We start from the raw sequence: 18,093 nt of genomic DNA on the forward strand, positions 1-18,093 counted from the left end.
AAGCCGCCCCTCAATCGGGGCGGCTTTCTTCTATTATATAGAGATTACTTTGCGAGCGTCAGTAGCATCTCACGAATGGTCTTACAAGCAACAGCAGTCGAAGCACCTGACGGATCGTATTGTGGAGACAGCTCAACGACGTCCGCCGCAACGATGTTTTCAAGTGTTTGAAGGTGTCCAATCGCCGTAAGTAATTCTCGATACGTAATGCCACCAGGCTCAGGTGTACCGGTTCCAGGAAATGTCCCAGGATCTAACACATCCAAGTCGATCGTTACATATACAGGAACGTCTTTCAATGAGTTTACTACTTCAGGCAACGTCTCGAGTGTGAACTTTTCCAAGTGTGTATGCGTCTTTGCCCAGTCGAATTCACTCTTCAAGCCAGAGCGGATTCCGAACTGGAAAATCCGTCCGTCGCCAAGGAAGTCATGGCAGCGACGAATAACGGATGCATGCGAGAGCGGTTCTCCCATATAGTCTTCACGTAAATCAGTATGTGCATCAATATGGATTACGTGAAGATTTGAGAATGTGTCATAAGCGGCTCTGATAGATGGCAAGCTCACTAAATGCTCGCCACCGATCATGAGAAACTTCTTACCATCTCCTAATACTTTACCGCTGTATGTTCCGATTTCTTGAAGGGCACGCTCCGTATTCCCGAAAGGTAATTCCAAATCACCGCCGTCGAAAACGCAAGCATCTTCTAGGTTTTTATCCAAATAAGGGGAATATGTCTCTAAGCCATACGAATCCGGACGAATCGCTTGGCCGGCAAAACGAGTACCAGGTCTGAAACTTGTCGTCCCGTCAAATGGAGAACCGAATAATACGATTTTCGCTTCTTCGTACACTGTTTCACAACCGATGAATGCGTTCGTACTCAATGCATTATTCTTCATTATCAAGCGCCTCCACTACATAACTCGGTAATGCAAATGCTCCGTGATGAAGATCTGTATTGTAATACTTCGTCTTCAAACCGATTGAGTTCCACACGTCTGCATCTGCATCCTTTAATGGATCGAGCGACTTCGAAGCGAATCCGAATAGCCAGTGACCCGATGGATACGTCGGCATATGGTATTGATAGACCCGTGCTACAGGGAAAATTTCTTTAATCTTCGTACGTGCCTTCTTCATGTTCTCCGCATATTCGGAGAAATAAGGTGACTCGTGCTGGTTGATCAAAATCCCTTTGTCATTCAACACACGATAACATTCTTTGTAAAATGCTGTCGTGAATAACCCTTCTCCTACTGAAATCGGGTCCGTTGAGTCAACGAGTATCAAGTCAAACGAAGCGTCCGGCGCGTTTTGGACATAGGCAAGCCCGTCGCCAAAAGCGAGTTCCATGCGCGGGTCTTCTTCCACACCTGCTGCTGTAATTGGTAGGTACTGTTGGCACAAACGGAATACTTTCTCATCGATTTCAGCAAGTACGACTTTTTCCACTCCAGGGTAGCGCAATACTTCACGCGCAGTCCCCCCGTCTCCTCCACCGATCACGAGCACTTTCTTAATATCTGGATTCGTTGCGAATGCCGGGTGAACAATCATGTCATGATAGATGAATTCGTCTTTTTCATTGACCATCATCAACCCATCTAGTGTGAAAAACGTACCGAATTCCTTACCTTCATAAAAATCAATCTGCTGGAACGGTGACTTTTCACTGTGCAGGTGTTTTTCATACCCGATAGAAAACTTGCAGTCCTCGCTCCATTGTTCTGTATACCAACTCATGCGTTTACACCTGCCAATACAGGTTTCACAGTTACTTCTTCAATCTCTTTTTCTGCAAACTGACGAATCTTTTCGACCATGCCACGTGGCACTTCAAATGACTCCACCTTTTTCGCTTGCAGCTTTTCTGCCAAATAATCTGCCGCTTTCCATGGGCTAACAGAATCACCACATGTATAGACATCTACAGAAGCAAAACCGTATTCCGGCCACGTGTGAATCGTAAGGTGAGATTCCGCGATGATCACGGCACCCGATACTCCGTATGGATTAAAATGATGGAACACCGATTCAACGATGGTAGCTCCTGAATAATCTGCTGCCTCTTTCATGAACTGCTCAATCACTTTGTTGTTCTCTATAATTTCACTCGGGCACCCATAATATTCAATCAACACGTGGCGTCCTAGCGCCGATAATTCTAAACTCATCGTTAATATCCCCCTTTTACGACAGTCACGCTGCCTGTTTGTTTTGACCCTGATAACACACTTCCGAATGCTTGTTCATAGTAGGTATAGTGCTGGATTACTTCACATGTAATCCGTTCACCGGGAATGACTAATGGTATTCCTGGTGGATAAATCATCAATGTATCTGCACTAATACGACCAATCGCATCATCAATCGCAATCGTCTCTTGTTCTGCATAATACGCTTCTCGTGGTGTCATCACGAGTTCATTGACAGAATCCACAACCGTCCATGCAGAGTGGAGAACGTGCGATTTTGTGTAGGTTCGTTCTATATCCAGCAAAGCTGCTGTAAGACGTCCGATTGAGATTTCTGTATCCGCGGGTGTGATTACCGCCATGACGACGTACCCTTCCGCAAGCTCCATCTGTATGCCGTATCGTTGTTTTAATAGTGAATAAACTTCAAAACCAGTCAGCCCGAGACCATTCACCCGAATCACTAATTTCGTCCAGTCCTGTGACTGCAGAAAACGAGTGCTGACATTTTCATTTTTCAGTACTTCATAATGCGCACCTAATTCGATTGCTTCAATTGCCTCGTTTACAATTGGCTTCAGTCGTTGAAACGCCTCGGCTCCGTGTAGGACAAGTTCTCTGCGGGCTGCATCTAGTGAGCTCATAAGTAAGTAGTTAGCGCTTGTCGTTTGCAGCATGCCGGTTACTTTCCGCACTTTATCTGCAGAAATGCGATTGCCTTGAAGCAATAAAAGTGAGCTTTGCGTTAGCGAGCCGCCCGTTTTATGCATACTCGTTGTAACCAGATCTGCACCTGCTTGTATTGGATCAATCATTTTATCTAAAACTTTTAAATGTGCACCGTGTGCAGCATCGACTAATACAGTAACGCCTGCTTCATGAGCCAATTCACAAATTGACTCCAGATCAGTCATCGTTCCAAAATACGTCGGATACGTAACTAGCAATGCTTTGGTAGTTGGATGTTCACGTAATGCTTGTGCGACGTTTTCAACTGAAACGCCATGTGAAATCCCAAAATGATCATCCACTTCCGGTTGCATGAAGGCAGGAATGACACCACTTAAGATCATTCCGTCAATGACCGACTTATGGCAGTTTCTTGGCACAAGAAGTGTCTCCCCTGGTTTACATGTTGCTAGAATCATCGCGTGGATGCCAACAGTTGTGCCGTTGACTAGAAAAAATGCATGATCCGCACCAAAACTTTGTGCTGCTAACTCTTGTGCATCTTTAATGACCGATTTCGGATGGCTTAACAAGTCCAGCTCTGCCATTGAATTGACATCCATTTTAAGCGCCTGTGCTCCAATTGCATCTCGAAACGGAGTGTTCAATGCACCCATTTTGTGACCTGGTACATCAAACGACACTGTTTCAGAATTCGCAAATCGGACAAGCGCATCAAATAGCGGCGCATCCGTTTGGAGAAGTGTTCTTGTTGGAACTGTCGTCTCTTTGACGATGTTCATCAGCACCCGGCTCCGACTGTGTCATATACAGATTGCGTTAATGCATCGACTTTGTCTGTCCGCTCCCACGGCAAATCTAGTTCCGTACGTCCAAAATGTCCATATGCAGCCGTTGCTTGATAACGAGGAGTCCGTAAATCAAGCATGTCTATAATTCCTGCAGGCGTCAGATTGAATACTTCACGTACAGCACGAAGCAATTGTTCGTCTGCGGCATTCCCTGTCCCGAACGTATCGATAGCAATACTGATTGGTTCACTTACACCAATTGCATAAGACAGCTGAATTTCACACTTCTTCGCAAGCCCTGCTGCGACAATGTTTTTAGCTACATATCGAGCAGCATAAGCTGCAGAACGATCGACTTTTGTGCAGTCTTTACCAGAAAACGCACCGCCGCCATGACGAGCTGCGCCACCATACGTATCGACGATAATTTTTCGTCCTGTTAGTCCTGCATCTCCATGAGGACCACCTGTTACAAATCGGCCAGTTGGATTGATCAGTACACGAATCGGTTCAGGTAATTTGAATTCTTTCACCGTACTGAAGATAATTTCTTCTTTCACGAATGCTTCGAATGCTTCTTTGTCAAAATCTCCATCATGCTGGATTGACATTAAAATCGTATCGATTTTCGGAGTTTCTTTCGATGTATAGTCAATTGTTACTTGTGATTTCATATCCGGACGAGCCCATCGGAATTGTCCATTTTTACGGAGGATAGATGCTTTTTTCACAAGCGCGTGTGCGAGTTCCACCGGTAATGGCATGAATCCTGCTGTTTCATCTGTTGCAAATCCGAACATCAAGCCCTGGTCACCGGCACCGATTTCTTTCGTATCACTCGACGTATCCACGCCCATTGCGATATCCGGTGATTGCGTGTGTACAAGTACTTGAACGTTGCAAGTGTTGCCATCGATTCCTAATTCGTCGTTCGTATACCCAATGTCAATTAGCGTTTGACGAGCGATTTTTTCTATATCCAACGCCGCTCCTGTTGTGATCTCTCCACCAACAATTACAGTGTTTGTTGTCGTAAACACTTCACACGCAACCCTAGAAAATGGGTCCTGTGCAAGCGCTGCATCCAAAACTGCATCCGAAATTTGGTCAGCAATTTTGTCGGGATGCCCTTCTGAAACTGACTCTGAAGTAAATAAAATCTTTTCAACCAATTAAATCCGCTCCTTACAAAAAATGTGTTTTGGAGCACAAAAAAAGCTCTCCTACAACCTAAGGAAAGCTTCGATCTGCATCAGCTGCTTATCCTCTTATTGTTCACAGTTCCATCACGAAACTGCGCTCAGGTTGGGCGCCCTATCCAGAACAATACACTGAATGGGTTTGCCACCGCATCGTCGACCCCTCGTCTCCGCGGCTACTAATAAGAATGACTTTATTCATGCTGAAAACAATAGTAAAGGATTGTGTTTTTCATGTCAATATATTTTCAAAATTTAATTGAATGAAAATTAAAATGGTTAAATAGTGTTATAAATTTATATATGAAATATGGCCAATTAGGCTAGTTCTGGAATCATGATTCTATTATTGGTAGACTATAAATCAAGGAATTCAAATCATTCTGAAAGGTGGTCAAGATCTAGTGAAATTGATTTTTATGATTTCCGCATTCCCACTAACCATACTCATTGTAGGAATTGCAGGGATTATACTGTATAAGAAGACCCTTCGCCAAAAAAGTTGGTTCGATGGTCTTAAGTTAGAATTCGAATCTGTGAACTGTCCACATAGAAAAACAATTCCTTACGCAGATACATTCGGTATTTCGTTCAAAAGGAAAGAAACGAGAGTGAAGAAAGTTGTTCTGAACAAATCAGAAATACGTAAAAACGTTACTTACCGACTCTTCTGCGAATCCTGCCACAAAAAGCGCTCCTTCCATCTGATTGAATCACCCGAAGTGAGTGCCTATCAAAAGCACAAGATCCTCTATCTCTTAGGGACATTTGCGGCCATTTTTCTTGTATACGGTGTCATTATCGCTCCTGTTCTTACATTCGTTTCTAAATTGTTTAATCTTTAATGAAAAAAGTAAATCCCATTGCAGTTACGATACCAAAAATTAGTGACCATAACGCAATACTGACTGCCATCCAAATGATTGTCTTCCGTTTGGAAGCCCCAAAAAGAAGAGCAAAAAAGGCAGCGATGTGTGTGCCAATGAGAATTGGCCCGGCCAATGCGAGTCCGGCAACTCCGTATTTATCCATAATCTTTCTTCCTCTGAGTTGTCGTTTGGACTCCCCTTCTGTAGATTCTCCTTTTCGACTTCTATACCAGTGTTCAATTCGCTGGTATAGGATGATAAGTAGGAGTACAGTCAACATATTCCCTGCAAACGCTAAAAGAATCACCCAGAACGGGGACAATCCTCGGACAATCCCGACCGGAATGACGATTGCAATTTCAAGCGCGGGTACTGCTGCCCCTAAAAATACTAGTATGTACTCAATCATATTTTCTCCTTCCTAACTTACAAGACCTTGCTTTCTTCATTCAATTTTTTGTAGGGTTCCTCTACCTCCACACACTCATCCGCTCTGATTTGTCTTGGAAAATGGCTGACATTGCAGCAAGTCTCGCAACCAGCAATTCTTTCCGACCTTCAGGAGTTCGTGTGTAGGTCAAGCTTGCGTGATCCACATGATGATTCCATTCTTTCAAGAAAAACTCTGCATATTCTTTTTTACGACCAATTTCTTCAGGAACTGAATGGAAATCACGTCGTTGGATGAAAAGAAGTTTTGACTTACGTACTAACAAATACCTCGGATTCTCAATTGGGTCAAGTAGCTCTTGCATCGCCTTTAGGAAAATCGTCTGTTCGTGAATCGTCCCCTGATCCAAACTGCAAGACACAGATTCTCCTCCCTCTGTACGAATACGATTTTCTGTCAACGGAATAGAAAGTAATCCAGCATGAAACAGTGTCGTATAGACGGCAGTCGCAGCTTGAATCATACTTCGTTCAAGCGAACGATGTCGGATCATCGCTTTTCCTGACTTCCACAAATACGGAGACGCTAATACAATTCCAACTAGAAACGCGATCAGCAACCGTTCTTCCGATATATTAAAAGGGAATGGCCCCATTATTTCTCGAGCAGTCTCAAAAAATACCGCCGCTCCAACAATAACTAGCGATTTGACAGTCGCTGCGTAGACCAAAGGTTTCGGAACTCTCTTACGTTTTGTAACTAGTTCTTCTTTCCGTTCTCCACGTTCCGCATTTCCTACCGCCTGCTGCCATCTTCGTCGTAATGATGTCCGATTCATGGCTCGCTGAAGCGTCGTATGATTTTGTAACTCTACAATACTCCCGGAATCAGGGTTCTTCGCCAAATGGAGTCTCTCGATACCAGATGAAATGCGAGGAAGTTCAGCATCCAATCCTATTAACGAATGGAAACGTCTCTCAAGGGCAATCTTGTCTGGCCCCCCTGCCTCCATGACTGGTTGAATACACACTAAATGCCAGATAGCAGCAGTTTTATCTGGATTTCCTGTTTGGGTCCGTATGGCACGCCCCCTCATTTGATTGCTTAGCATATAACTTCCTACCGTCGATGCTATGACAAGTGAATTGATGGCAGGCGCATCCCACCCTTCACCAAGAAGCGCTGCTGTACCGATTAGCACTTGAATTTCACCTCTAGTAAACACTTCTGTCATTAGGGATGTTACTTTTTGTCGATTAGAACCTACGTCAATCTGTAAGTATTCTTCATCCTGCACTAATGGTACTGAAGAAAGTTCAACCCCACTGTTCAGAGCAAGATCAGCAAGTGTCGGCCATGCTGTGGCTGGAATAATGATGAGCGATCCCGTCAAGACACCTAGACGCGTGTCTGAACCAAATGTCCTCCGCAGTCTTTCAAAAATAGGTGCACCCCCTAGACGTACGAGCGGTTTTTCATCATCTACTGTTGTCGGTAGGTCCTCTTTATGGATGTAATCTGTCAAGATCACTTGTCGTAGAGATGATCCTAACTGCCCTGTTTCAAACGAAACAATCTCTTCGATACTTTTTAGTTTTGTCACGCTCTTTACAAGAGTTTGCTGGATGGTATGGCTCGAACGAAGAGAAACCGTTCGCCGTTCAATCGCACCAATTCTGGATAATTCCAGTCGGACCGGCTTCAAAACAGGATGATCACCATCATAATATGAATCCTTATACAGAAGACCATTCAATAATTCTTCAAGCCATACGAGTGAAAACTCGGGGATATTCTTTTCATCCCCTCCGATAATCTCGAGTCCCATCTGCCACCCTTCACTTCCTGCATTTCTTAAAAACAACAGCAAACTCGAGTAATATGCAGGACTGCCAAGCAATTCATCCATGCATTCTTCTGGCGTCTGAATCCATGGGTGTCCTTCCAACAACCCAAGGAACTCTTGATTGGATAAAAGATGTCCGACTAACGCATCCACCGATCGATGGAACTGTGCAATCATTCCTGCTTCTTCGGGCGAGGGGACAGATGAATAAACATAATCCTGATGCGGACTTAGATCCCCCTCACGAATGAGTTCCGGTACGTAGATTTCTTCATCAATCGGACCGCAAAGCTGTATGTAGTTGTTCCATTCTCTTTGCCCGACATCGTATGGTGGGGTTGCTGTGAGAGCGACGATGTTTGGTTCTTCTAGCCGATCCCTGAACGTAATCGCGCTTTGCCACCAGGACGTACGCAAGTGATGGGCTTCATCCAAAATAATTGTTTTGAAACCTACAGCATCGAATGCTGCAAAGAAGGCTTCAAGGTCTTCCCCTTTTAACACACTATGTAAAGTTTGGTATGTCGTCACCGTTACGGTAGACGGGTTTCGTAAATCTGTCGAAATCCAGTCAGGTTGTTGAGAAACCTGCAGAAATGACTCTACAAATCGTTCAATCCACTGATTCCGGATCGCAAGTGTTGGTGCAATAATGAGTGTTGGTTCATCTAACCTAAGCATCACTTCCAGGCCAAGAACCGTCTTTCCTGATCCTGGCGGTGCCACTAAGTGGAGATGTCTGTTTTTCAAATGGTAATCCAACTCCGCAAGAATTCGCGCCTGATAGGATCGCCAGGGGTGGCAAAACACGATGTCTTTGTTAAATACAGTCAATGCTATACCTCCTCCACTCATCAAACTTTCTATAGCTGCTATACGAAATCTCGCTACGAAAAGTTTCAGTAATAAACCGTCTATCGCATAAGGAAAACCAGCTCCCTTCAATAGAAGCTGGTCTCAACGTCTACCTATCCGATTAGAAGTGTAGCACCATATGTTTCTAGGACATAACGCGGAACGAAGAAACGAACCGTCACAAGCGGATCGACGACTTGACTCACCTGAACTTGCCCAACTGCACTCAACAACATTGTGACTTCTGCCAAATCGAGTTTTGTCCTTGCCACCAATAGGTCTGCAGTTTCTTCCACTGCGATTTTTACCGCTTCGTCCAATGTGTTAGCCGAGACAAGGAATGTAAATCCTTTTTCATTTTCAAGTAAGGGGTGATTGAGTGGTGTGTTTTTAATAACATCCAGCGTAACGACAGCACTTCCTGGCACTTCAATTCCAGAAACGCCAACTTCGCCATCTCCCATTGCTGCATGGAAATCTCCTAGCGCAAACAGCGCACCTTCTTCGAAAACCGGGAAGTACAATACGGCCCCTTCCCTGACCAACTTCGTGTCCATATTCCCGCCATGAGTACCGGGTGTTCCGCACGAAACCGGTTCTCCTTCCGGAGCAACACCAATAACGCCAATCATCGGGTTTAACGGAATTGACAGTCGCTCGTTGAATTTAGCAACTCCGTTTTCAATCGGAATGATTTTCGATTCTAGTTCCGTCAGCCGGTGCCCCATAACACCGAGATCTGGCCCTGTCGCCATAACACCTTGGTCGCCAATGTTCAGCTTTTGAATCGTCACTTTCAGCACATCTCCAGGCGCAGCCCCATTCACGAAAATGGGACCCGTTGCCGGATTAATGGCATCCCAGTCAATCCCACTTATTTTCGTATCTGCTGACTGAACTTGGTTTTTAAAGCAATCATACGTTTCAATTTCAATTGTTGTTCCTGAATCGATTTTCTTTACTGGTGGATGTGTTTTACTGAATGCATAGATGACATCCTGGCACGACAACGTTTCGGTCACTATTCATCATCCTTCCGTTAAGTTTCATCCATTCTAGCAAGACTTTTCAAAGATTGCGAATAATATCAGATGTACTTTTATAAAAAACAAGATAGGAGACTACCCTATCTTGCCAGTTATACTTGTGATTTAGATACAATAGGTTCAACTTCCACATCTACATTGCCTTTAATAGCTTTGGAAATCATGCAGTTTCTTTCTGCCTCTACTATTAGTACATTCAGCTTTTCAAAATCTGTGGCACTCGCTTCTTGCTTTAATGACACTGTCGGCTTATGAATAATTTTTTTATATGTGAAGACACCCATAGTCACATCGACAAATCCGATAGATTCCAGGGACATGTTTTCGAGCGGCAAATGAGCCCGCTCAATCATCGCTGCCAGTGTAATGATATAACACGTAGCCGCTGCACCTAGTAACATTTCATCGGGATTCGTCCCGACGTTTGGACCTTCCATCGCTGAAGGGATTGATATTTTAGTTTGAAGATTTCCTGCTTCAATGTACCCTTCACTATTACGGCCACCTGGCCAAACCGCTTTCAAATGAAATTCATGTTCTGCCATTTCTTTCACCTCTATTGGATTTTAATTATCAGTAAACTGAACATCATTTTAAATGCATTAACGTTGGATAACATTTTATCATCATATTCATACACGCTATTATCATCTACCCTTTATATTCTTGCATTAATCTCAAAAAAGCATTGTGGGGGGAAACTGACTCCACAATGCTTTAACGCTGTTATTATTTTATCGATGACTTCGCCATATCAGAAAGGTGTAAAGCATTTTTACTGATTTCTTGAACTGTAGCAGAAATTTCTTGAATCGATGCAGCCTGATTTGATGTAAACTCATCAATGAATTCAAACGATTTATTCAGATTGTTAATCGAGGTTGTAATGGATTTTGTTACGCTGTCAATTTGCCCCACATTTTCTTTTGAATTTGTGGCAAGCTTTCGAATTTCATCAGCAACGACAGAAAATCCTTTTCCATGTTCCCCGGCACGCGCTGATTCAATCGCTGCATTGAGACCAAGAAGGTTACTTTGATCTGAAATACCACGAACTACAGTAGAAATCTTACCAATTTCGTTCGCTCCAGAGATCACCTCGTCTACAATCAAAGAGGCCGCTCCTACCTGGTCAGCCAGCTTCGTGACTGAATTTGCGATTTCCTCCAGGGAAGCAGCAGTTTCTTCTACAATTGCTGATAAGCTATCTGCCACTTCAAATAAGCTATTTGACTTTTCAAGACTGGTACCAATCCCAATTCCGCCAACAACTTTCCCTTGGCTGTCGTGAACAGGAATAGCTCGTGCTATTAACGGAAAGCCAAAAATTTCTTTTGGTACCATTTCCAATTTATCTTTATCTTCTTTTTGTGCAGCTGTAATAATATCTCCTGGAGCTAGTGGATCTCCGGTTTTAACATTCAACGAAAATGTATCACCCGGAATATTGATGAGCAACTTCTCAGTATCATACACACCAACTGTAATATCATCTTGGATTAATCGATTCAAATAGGGTGCTACCTTCACGAAAGCTTCTAAAAGTTCTGCTGTCTTCTTTTCATCCACTACTGTCATTGGTCTCGCTCCTTAGTATGGAAAACTTCTCTGGCCATAATTTACAGATATCCATTTCATTGTCGTGAATTCATCCAAACTCCACTGCCCATTCAGGCGTCCAATGCCGGATTGGTTTTCACCACCGAATGCAACGATTGGCTCATCATTTATCGTCACGTCATTCACGTGTATCATGCCAGTGTGAATCTGTTTAGCCATCTCCACACCTATCTCCACAGATGCTGTATGAATTGCACCACTTAATCCGAATCGAGTATCGTTCGCTAAAGCAATTGCCTCTTCTTTTGTTTCGAACGGTATTACAGAGACAACTGGGCCAAACAATTCTTCAGTTGCTGCCGGCATAGTTGGTGTCACATTTCCTATAATAGTTGGCCCAATCACCGTTCCTAATATCTCTCCTCGAAGAGCCACTTCTGCGCCTTGATGAACACTGTCTACGATAATCTTTTCTAGACCAGCAACTTGGCGTTCGTTGATGACCGGCCCGATTACAGTATCTGGATCTTTAGGATCTCCAACTTTTAAACTTAAGACTTTATTGGTGAACTTCTTCATAAACGCATCATATATGCCACGTTGTACTAAAATTCGATTTGCAGACATGCAAATTTGTCCTGAATGGGTGAATCTGCTAAACGTCGCTGCTTGAACTGCGTAGTTAAGATCCGCATCTTCCATAACTATAAAAGCGCTGTTGCCACCCAATTCAAGAAGGGGTTTTTTGAAATGCTTGATAGCCACTTGTCCTATATGACTCCCTACCTTTGTAGAACCTGTAAATGAGATAATGCGAGGGATGGGATTTTCAATGAATGCATCTCCAATTTCGTTAATATCCGCGACAATTACATTAAGCAGTCCTTTAGGTATACCAGCTTCTTCAAATATTTTCGCAATCAGGGTTCCGCCACTAACAAGCGACTCTTCATGAGGCTTCAAAACAACCCCATTACCTGCTCCTAGTGCAGGTGCAACCGATTTCATCGATAAAAAGAATGGGAAATTAAAAGGACTAATAACGCCTACAACACCTGCCGGAATTCGATAAAGACGATTCTCTTTATTATCTTCAACTGAAGGAAGAATTTTCCCTTCCATTCGTAAAGGGAACGTCGCTGCTTCTCTAATCATATTTTTAACAAGACCAATTTCAAATGCAGCTTTTAACCGTGTCCCACCAAGTTCTTCAATAATCAGTTCAGTAATCGCTTCTTCTCTATCCACGATAATCGATACAGCTTTTTCAAGAATGTCTCGTTTCCTATATGGATTCACTGCTGCCCACTCTTTTTGAGCTTCAAATGATGCTTGATAAGCATCATCGATATCCTCTTTTGATGCGGTCTGAACTGAAGCCAGTTCTTCTTGGGTATATGGATTCTTGTTGGATAAGCGAATAGCCCCTTTTCCTTCTCTCCAAATCCCCGCAATGTATTGTGCACTTAATTCTTGTACTAATTTCATGACTTTCCTCCTTATATTTTTACTTCCCCCTATGTATATCGTCACAATTATGGAACTTATTAGCAACTATTTCATGTCCAAAAATTAAGTTTTTTCAGATCACTTACTATACTAAAAAAGGAAGGATGTCAGATCATGAAAAATATAATCATATATCGAATCATCGGTATTGTCTGAATGTCTATCATATTTTTTGTGCAAGTTACTTCGTTTCAACGCTGATTTCGAGGTCAGTTCACACATCCCGTCATTGAAAAATGGAGCAGTTCGTGACGCAACAGGAAATAATTCACACAAACATCTCTGGAGTTAGTCGGTCTGATGATTAAGCTCAGACAATTTCTTTCCGCACGCGCAGACATCATGTCCCCATACTTCCTAAATGAATTAGAAGGACTGACGGACCAAGTAACACCTGTTCCAACAGCAGATGCACTCGCAGTGCTCAATGAAGAAAGGCAAATCCCTCATATAAAACGTCTTAAAGAAATCAGAGACGTCCCGATTGCTTCCACTTCAATTAGAGAAGTCTATTAAGCACATTTGTCCTACGGTTCCCAAGTAGCTGTAAAAATTCAACGTTCTCATATCAAGCGGATCTTACATAAGGATTTCAACGCCATCAAGATTGTCATTTGACTCGATAAACGATTCACCAACTTTAACTAAGCAAATCTATTTCGATCTCAATACAATGAATTGACAGACGTCATCGGCGCAGGGTTGAATTTCCTTTAGAAGATGAAAAACGGTAGAAGTTTCCCAGATCATTTTCCTAATATGGATTGTGTACGGATCCCTGTCTATTTCGACGAATTCACAACACGGCACATACTCGTGATGGAATGGATTGACGGATTACGGATACTGCGTCTCAAGAGGAACAAGGATTTGGTCGAAAAGAATTACCGGTACGGCAGTTCCTGTTATTCTTAGAACAAGTGTTAGAAGGAGGGCAGTTCCATGCGGATCCGCATAGCGAGAACTTGATGGTTCAAGAAGACGGTACACTTGTACTTATCGATTTCGGGATGTTCTTTACCATCTCTCCAACGGAGGCCGATTCTATTTTTTTGATTGTCGGGGAAATCATTTTCAAGCAGTACAGTCGGGTATTGGAAGGCCATAGCATCTTGTTGAACAATGCGATCGCATAGTCCTAGCAAGTGCACTCGAACGCATTGTGAAAGCATATGAGTCCTATGTTCTAAATGGTTTTGTCGGTGTCCTTTATATTCTTAATTCAAATGTTGATTTACTTGGACTCAGGAAAGAGAGTCTTATGGAATAGGCAAAACACAAAAGAACCGGCTCCCCGAAGGCAACCGGCTTCAAAATTTCATCTCATGTAAATGATCCGTACAATTAAACAGCTCACACAAATTTTCATCCTCACCGATCTTAATAATCGTCAACGAAGTATTCCCAAGTGGCTCTTCATACATCGTTCCTGGCAACAACTCGGACAACAATCGTTTGATGAAACCTCCATGACTCACTGCAAGCACTCGTCCATCCGGATACCGTTGTTGCATCTCTTGGATGAAGGACATCCCGCGGGAAATCACGCTATCATGCGTCTCTCCTTGCAGATCGAGTTGCTTCCAATCAGGACCCCACTTTGCCAAACGGTCGGCTTCCGTCGTCCCTTCGATCAATCCGCCAGCCCGCTCACGCAAACGTTTATCTTCAATCACTTCGGTATGCGTCATCTGCTTACCGATTAGCTCTGCAGTTCGTTTTGCACGCTGCCAAGGGCTTGTATAAATCGCATCCCAATTATCTGCAGAAAATCGCTCCGCAGCCCGTTCCGCCATCATAATTCCTTCTTCATCCAACGGAATATCCGTACTCCCTTGAGCTCGTCCCTGTTTGTTCCAGGCAGTCACCCCATGGCGTACAAATCCAACTGTGGTCATTCAAATCGCCTCCTGTTCAAATGTTATATTGTGTATTACTTTATCACATACCCCGAAGTTTCCAAAACAATCTAACAATATCGTGATTTATTTGGCAGCGTGATTCATTGACTGTTCTACAATCACCTTACCCGCTTTAATTACGAAGTTCGCAATTGGCTGATCCTGAATCACGTCGCTCAATTTCTGCGAATCCAACACGACCAAATCCGCCTTTTTCCCTTCAGCAATCCCATATGTCTCTTCGATACCTAGACACTTTGCTGCATTGTACGTAATCATATCGAGAACCGTTCGCTGCTGTTCTGCGGAACCCATGAATTGCGTTTCCGCTAACAAATACCCGATCAATAACAAATTCGCATTGCCGAACGGTGTAAAGGCGTTCCGAATATTATTCGAAGCGAATGCTACATTCACCCCATGTTCTAGCATCTGAAGAACAGGCGCCATTCCGCGCCTTACATTTTTCCCATCATTGCGTCCATTCAAATACACATCCGTTGCAGGCAGTGGCATAATCGTGATTCCTGCACCTGCAATCTTTGTAAATAATGCAGATGCTTCTTCAGGCTCAAGCGATCCAAGACTCGTCACATGACCAAGCGTTACACGACCTTGCATCCCTCGCTCCATTGTCATATCACAAATTCGTTCAGTCAACATGTACCGAGGATCTTCCGTGTGATCTGCGAAATCCACGTGCAAGTCGAGCGGCAAATCATGCGTTTCCGCTAAGTCAAAGACCAATTCCAAATGACGAATGGAATCTTCCAGTGTCTTTTCATTGTAAGGACACCCTCCAACAACATCAGCACCCATCTGAATGCCCTTTTCCATCCGCTCAAGCGTCCCCTCAGATTTCAAGATCCCTTCTTGAGGAAAGACAACAATTTGCAAATCGATTTTGTCCTTATAGACCTCTTTTAACGCAAGCAACACTTCCACGCCAAGTAACTTCTCAATATGATCCACATCGGGATGGGCACGCATTACAGTTGTGCCTTTAGCAATCGCCCACTTCAGCACTTTCTCAGAACGTTTATACACATCCTCATACGTATATTGTGCTTTCAGTTCACCTGTATTTTTAATCGCCTCTTCAAGTGTTCCAGAAATATTAGGTTTCCTTTCCTCTAAAAACGCTTTATCAGGATGGATATGCCCTTCTATCAAACCCGGAAGAACTACCCTTCCTTCACAGTCTATTACACGGTCTGCAGCTTCAGATAACCTAGATCCAATTTTCCGGATGAACCCCTCTTCAATCAAAATGTCCTGCAGATCCTGATCATCCCGGATCCGTGCATTTCTAATAAACAACGTCTTCATCGAGCATTCCCTCCATTAGTTCTTCTCATCGTCCTCTTTCGGTTTACTCAACCGCTTTAAGATTTCTTCATCACGGATAATCGGCTGGATTTTGACATCATCCAAAGCATGTAAATTAATATGACAATAGCCGTTCGGATTCTTCACTAAGTAATCTTGATGGAACTCTTCAGCTTTATAGAAATTATCGAGTGGTGCCGCTTCTGTTACAATGTCTTTCTTGTAAAATTGTTCCTCGTCTTTGACAGCTTCTTTCACAATTTCTGCATCGGCTTCATTTGAATAATAAATACCCGAACGATATTGAACCCCTACATCATTTCCTTGCTTGTCAATGGAAGTCGGATCAATCACTTGAAACAGGTGGTCAATGAGTGTTTCCAGCGAAATACGGTCAGGGTCATATGTGACTTCTACAGTTTCTACAAAGTCTTGATCCCCTTTGATGACGTCTTCATAGCTTGGGTTTTCTCCTGTGCCGTTTGCATAGCCTGAAACCGTATCTTGTACCCCATATATTCTTGCAAAATACGCTTCCACTCCCCAGAAACACCCTCCAGCAAAGTAAATCTTGTGTAACTCACTATCTTCGTAATTCAGGTGTTCATTAATATTGGTCACATCATCATTCAACACGTATCCTTCTTCCGGTTCTGGCTCCGCACTCGGCCTACCCGCATTGGTACCGCAAGAAGCTAGAAGGAAACCCGTACAAATCAAAGACAACACTATCACTCCACGTTTCACCATAATGTCCCTCCTATTCCATTTTTTCTCTGGTATTCAAATCGAATATTCTTTCTATCAGTTTATCACACAACACAAAAAAGCTATCCAAATCGGATAGCTTTTCGCAAACCTATTAAGCTGTACCTAGAACGACACCGCATTTTTTCAAATACTGACGATAAGCAATACTGACTCTGTCCGACACCAGGGACAATTCCACTTGCAAATCGAGTGGCAATTCTTCAGGTTTTTGGTTTTGAACAATCGGCTTGTCCTGAGCGAATATCATATCTTGAAACTCTATGATTTCTTCATCTGTTTGCCCTGTATCGTAGTTGAACGACAAAATTCCATACGCCACTGAATGCGTTTCAGACATCGGACGAACCGTTAGCAAAATGGTCATCAGGGTATCATTCTCTGCATCTCGTTTTGTAAATCGTACCGTGAGTGGACGGACAATTTCATACGTATAGTACACGTATTTTGCAACGCCAGTTCCATCCGCATCAGGTTGGAAAATACGAATTTCATCTGAGTACATTCTTCCATCTACTTCATTCATTTTATACGGTTCAATTTCACGATGTGCCTCTTCACCTAGAAAACCTTGGTGAACGACAGCTAGATGACCTACATCCAAGAAGTTTTCAACAATTCTCGGTGGAAGGGCTTCTGCTTCCTGGGGACCCCAGATGACACTTCTCCATTCATCTGACTCCATCTCTGGATACTTAAAGAACTCAGGTTCATTTCCTGCAAGGTTCACCCAAATGAATCCATATTTTTCGACGCAAGAATAGGTAACCGCCTTAGCTTTCTTCGGAATCGATTTTCCTTCTGGTAACTGCGGGATTTTCACACAATCCCCTTCGTCTTCGTACTCCCAGCCATGATACGGGCATACAAGACAATCATTTTTCACTTCACCGAGTGAAAGCGCAGCCCCTCTATGTATACATAAATCCTTAAATGCATGAACCCCTTTACTATTTCGGAAAATCGCAAGTCGTTCTCCCATTAGAACAATTTGAATAGGTGCTTCTTGGACATCTTGAGATCGACAAGCAACGAGCCACTCTTCTTGTAACGCTATATCTTTCAACATGGATAGATCCCCTTCCATTCTCTTGGTTACCCCAAGTGTACGAAAGGAATTCAGTTTGGTCAACCCAAA

The 18,093-nt window shown here is 43.2% G+C and carries 17 protein-coding genes and 1 pseudogene; 3 read left to right on the plus strand and 15 right to left on the minus strand.

All coding sequences use genetic code 11. From position 1 onward, the window contains the following. Positions 1-44: 44 nt before the first annotated feature. Genes speB through metK form a run of 5 tightly spaced genes read right to left on the minus strand, consistent with a single transcriptional unit; the run spans position 45 to position 4,854 of the window. Positions 45-908, minus strand: a complete 864-nt coding sequence (speB, locus tag ACR65F_RS07620; protein WP_440504037.1) for an agmatinase — start codon at positions 906-908, stop codon at positions 45-47. Next, positions 895-1,749: a polyamine aminopropyltransferase gene (gene speE / locus ACR65F_RS07625; RefSeq protein WP_440503901.1), complete on the minus strand. Its 855-nt coding sequence runs from the start codon at positions 1,747-1,749 to the stop codon at positions 895-897. The genes speB and speE overlap by 14 nt, the downstream gene beginning before the upstream one ends. Continuing rightward, complete coding sequence (speD, locus tag ACR65F_RS07630; protein ID WP_039042027.1) at positions 1,746-2,180, minus strand: adenosylmethionine decarboxylase; 435 nt, start codon at positions 2,178-2,180, stop codon at positions 1,746-1,748. The genes speE and speD overlap by 4 nt, the downstream gene beginning before the upstream one ends. Positions 2,181-2,182: 2 nt before the next feature. Then, positions 2,183-3,673, minus strand: a complete 1,491-nt coding sequence (locus tag ACR65F_RS07635; protein WP_440503902.1) for an aminotransferase class I/II-fold pyridoxal phosphate-dependent enzyme — start codon at positions 3,671-3,673, stop codon at positions 2,183-2,185. Then, positions 3,673-4,854 (minus strand): methionine adenosyltransferase, encoded by a 1,182-nt coding sequence (gene metK, locus ACR65F_RS07640; RefSeq protein ID WP_039042025.1) that lies wholly within the window; start codon positions 4,852-4,854, stop codon positions 3,673-3,675. Before metK ends, ACR65F_RS07635 begins: the two co-directional genes overlap by 1 nt. Before the next feature lie 431 nt (positions 4,855-5,285). Between metK and ACR65F_RS07645 the strand changes: the two genes are divergently transcribed. Next, positions 5,286-5,726 (plus strand): hypothetical protein, encoded by a 441-nt coding sequence (locus ACR65F_RS07645; RefSeq protein ID WP_039042024.1) that lies wholly within the window; start codon positions 5,286-5,288, stop codon positions 5,724-5,726. On the opposite strand, the gene ACR65F_RS07650 is transcribed toward ACR65F_RS07645, so the two are convergent. The 6 genes from ACR65F_RS07650 to ACR65F_RS07675 all read right to left on the minus strand — a co-directional run bounded on the left by ACR65F_RS07650 (position 5,716) and on the right by ACR65F_RS07675 (position 12,936). Then, complete coding sequence (locus ACR65F_RS07650) at positions 5,716-6,159, minus strand: small multi-drug export protein (protein ID WP_125101287.1); 444 nt, start codon at positions 6,157-6,159, stop codon at positions 5,716-5,718. The genes ACR65F_RS07645 and ACR65F_RS07650 overlap by 11 nt on opposite strands. 61 nt (positions 6,160-6,220) lie before the next feature. Next, positions 6,221-8,821 (minus strand): DEAD/DEAH box helicase family protein, encoded by a 2,601-nt coding sequence (locus ACR65F_RS07655; protein WP_440503905.1) that lies wholly within the window; start codon positions 8,819-8,821, stop codon positions 6,221-6,223. A 134-nt stretch (positions 8,822-8,955) separates the two neighbouring features. Next, the gene (locus tag ACR65F_RS07660; RefSeq protein ID WP_440503906.1) at positions 8,956-9,864 is read right to left on the minus strand and encodes an acetamidase/formamidase family protein; all 909 of its coding nucleotides are present in this window, start codon (positions 9,862-9,864) and stop codon (positions 8,956-8,958) included. A 116-nt stretch (positions 9,865-9,980) separates the two neighbouring features. Further along, the gene (locus ACR65F_RS07665) at positions 9,981-10,433 is read right to left on the minus strand and encodes an OsmC family protein (protein WP_440503908.1); all 453 of its coding nucleotides are present in this window, start codon (positions 10,431-10,433) and stop codon (positions 9,981-9,983) included. 184 nt (positions 10,434-10,617) lie between these two features. After that, a complete protein-coding gene (locus ACR65F_RS07670) occupies positions 10,618-11,466 on the minus strand; it encodes a methyl-accepting chemotaxis protein (protein ID WP_440503909.1) in 849 nt (282 codons plus the stop codon). Between the two features lie 12 nt (positions 11,467-11,478). Next, a complete protein-coding gene (locus ACR65F_RS07675) occupies positions 11,479-12,936 on the minus strand; it encodes an aldehyde dehydrogenase family protein (RefSeq protein WP_440503911.1) in 1,458 nt (485 codons plus the stop codon). Between the two features lie 321 nt (positions 12,937-13,257). Between ACR65F_RS07675 and ACR65F_RS07680 the strand changes: the two genes are divergently transcribed. Continuing rightward, positions 13,258-13,473 (plus strand): hypothetical protein, encoded by a 216-nt coding sequence (locus ACR65F_RS07680; RefSeq protein ID WP_052245743.1) that lies wholly within the window; start codon positions 13,258-13,260, stop codon positions 13,471-13,473. Between the two features lie 243 nt (positions 13,474-13,716). Then, a pseudogene (locus tag ACR65F_RS07685) lies at positions 13,717-14,093 on the plus strand (AarF/UbiB family protein). Between the two features lie 174 nt (positions 14,094-14,267). Here ACR65F_RS07685 and ACR65F_RS07690 read toward each other — a convergent pair. The 4 genes from ACR65F_RS07690 to ACR65F_RS07705 all read right to left on the minus strand — a co-directional run bounded on the left by ACR65F_RS07690 (position 14,268) and on the right by ACR65F_RS07705 (position 18,024). Continuing rightward, positions 14,268-14,855: a histidine phosphatase family protein gene (locus ACR65F_RS07690; protein WP_440503913.1), complete on the minus strand. Its 588-nt coding sequence runs from the start codon at positions 14,853-14,855 to the stop codon at positions 14,268-14,270. An 87-nt stretch (positions 14,856-14,942) separates the two neighbouring features. Continuing rightward, entirely contained in the window at positions 14,943-16,187 is a 1,245-nt protein-coding gene (locus tag ACR65F_RS07695) for an amidohydrolase family protein (protein WP_039042016.1), read from the minus strand. Between the two features lie 15 nt (positions 16,188-16,202). Further along, on the minus strand, positions 16,203-16,937 hold the full coding sequence (gene msrA, locus ACR65F_RS07700) for a peptide-methionine (S)-S-oxide reductase MsrA (RefSeq protein ID WP_052245742.1): 735 nt from the start codon (positions 16,935-16,937) through the stop codon (positions 16,203-16,205). Positions 16,938-17,049: 112 nt separating this feature from the next. Continuing rightward, positions 17,050-18,024, minus strand: coding sequence for a Rieske 2Fe-2S domain-containing protein (locus ACR65F_RS07705; RefSeq protein WP_039042015.1), 975 nt, complete (start codon positions 18,022-18,024; stop codon positions 17,050-17,052). Positions 18,025-18,093 lie beyond the last annotated feature (69 nt).

The organism is Sporosarcina sp. SAFN-010, assembly GCF_059415065.1.

Excerpts from the sequence above, each read along its gene's own strand:
- ACR65F_RS07650 (WP_125101287.1), bottom strand. The coding sequence starts at position 6,159 with ATGATTGAGTACATACTAGTATTTTTAGGGGCAGCAGTACCCGCGCTT.
- ACR65F_RS07705 (WP_039042015.1), bottom strand. The coding sequence starts at position 18,024 with ATGTTGAAAGATATAGCGTTACAAGAAGAGTGGCTCGTTGCTTGTCGA.
- ACR65F_RS07690 (WP_440503913.1), bottom strand. The coding sequence starts at position 14,855 with ATGACCACAGTTGGATTTGTACGCCATGGGGTGACTGCCTGGAACAAA.
- msrA (WP_052245742.1), bottom strand. The coding sequence starts at position 16,937 with ATGGTGAAACGTGGAGTGATAGTGTTGTCTTTGATTTGTACGGGTTTC.
- ACR65F_RS07680 (WP_052245743.1), top strand. The coding sequence starts at position 13,258 with ATGATTAAGCTCAGACAATTTCTTTCCGCACGCGCAGACATCATGTCC.
- ACR65F_RS07695 (WP_039042016.1), bottom strand. The coding sequence starts at position 16,187 with ATGAAGACGTTGTTTATTAGAAATGCACGGATCCGGGATGATCAGGAT.
- ACR65F_RS07635 (WP_440503902.1), bottom strand. The coding sequence starts at position 3,673 with ATGAACATCGTCAAAGAGACGACAGTTCCAACAAGAACACTTCTCCAA.
- speE (WP_440503901.1), bottom strand. The coding sequence starts at position 1,749 with ATGAGTTGGTATACAGAACAATGGAGCGAGGACTGCAAGTTTTCTATC.
- speD (WP_039042027.1), bottom strand. The coding sequence starts at position 2,180 with ATGAGTTTAGAATTATCGGCGCTAGGACGCCACGTGTTGATTGAATAT.
- ACR65F_RS07670 (WP_440503909.1), bottom strand. The coding sequence starts at position 11,466 with ATGACAGTAGTGGATGAAAAGAAGACAGCAGAACTTTTAGAAGCTTTC.
- ACR65F_RS07665 (WP_440503908.1), bottom strand. The coding sequence starts at position 10,433 with ATGGCAGAACATGAATTTCATTTGAAAGCGGTTTGGCCAGGTGGCCGT.
- ACR65F_RS07675 (WP_440503911.1), bottom strand. The coding sequence starts at position 12,936 with ATGAAATTAGTACAAGAATTAAGTGCACAATACATTGCGGGGATTTGG.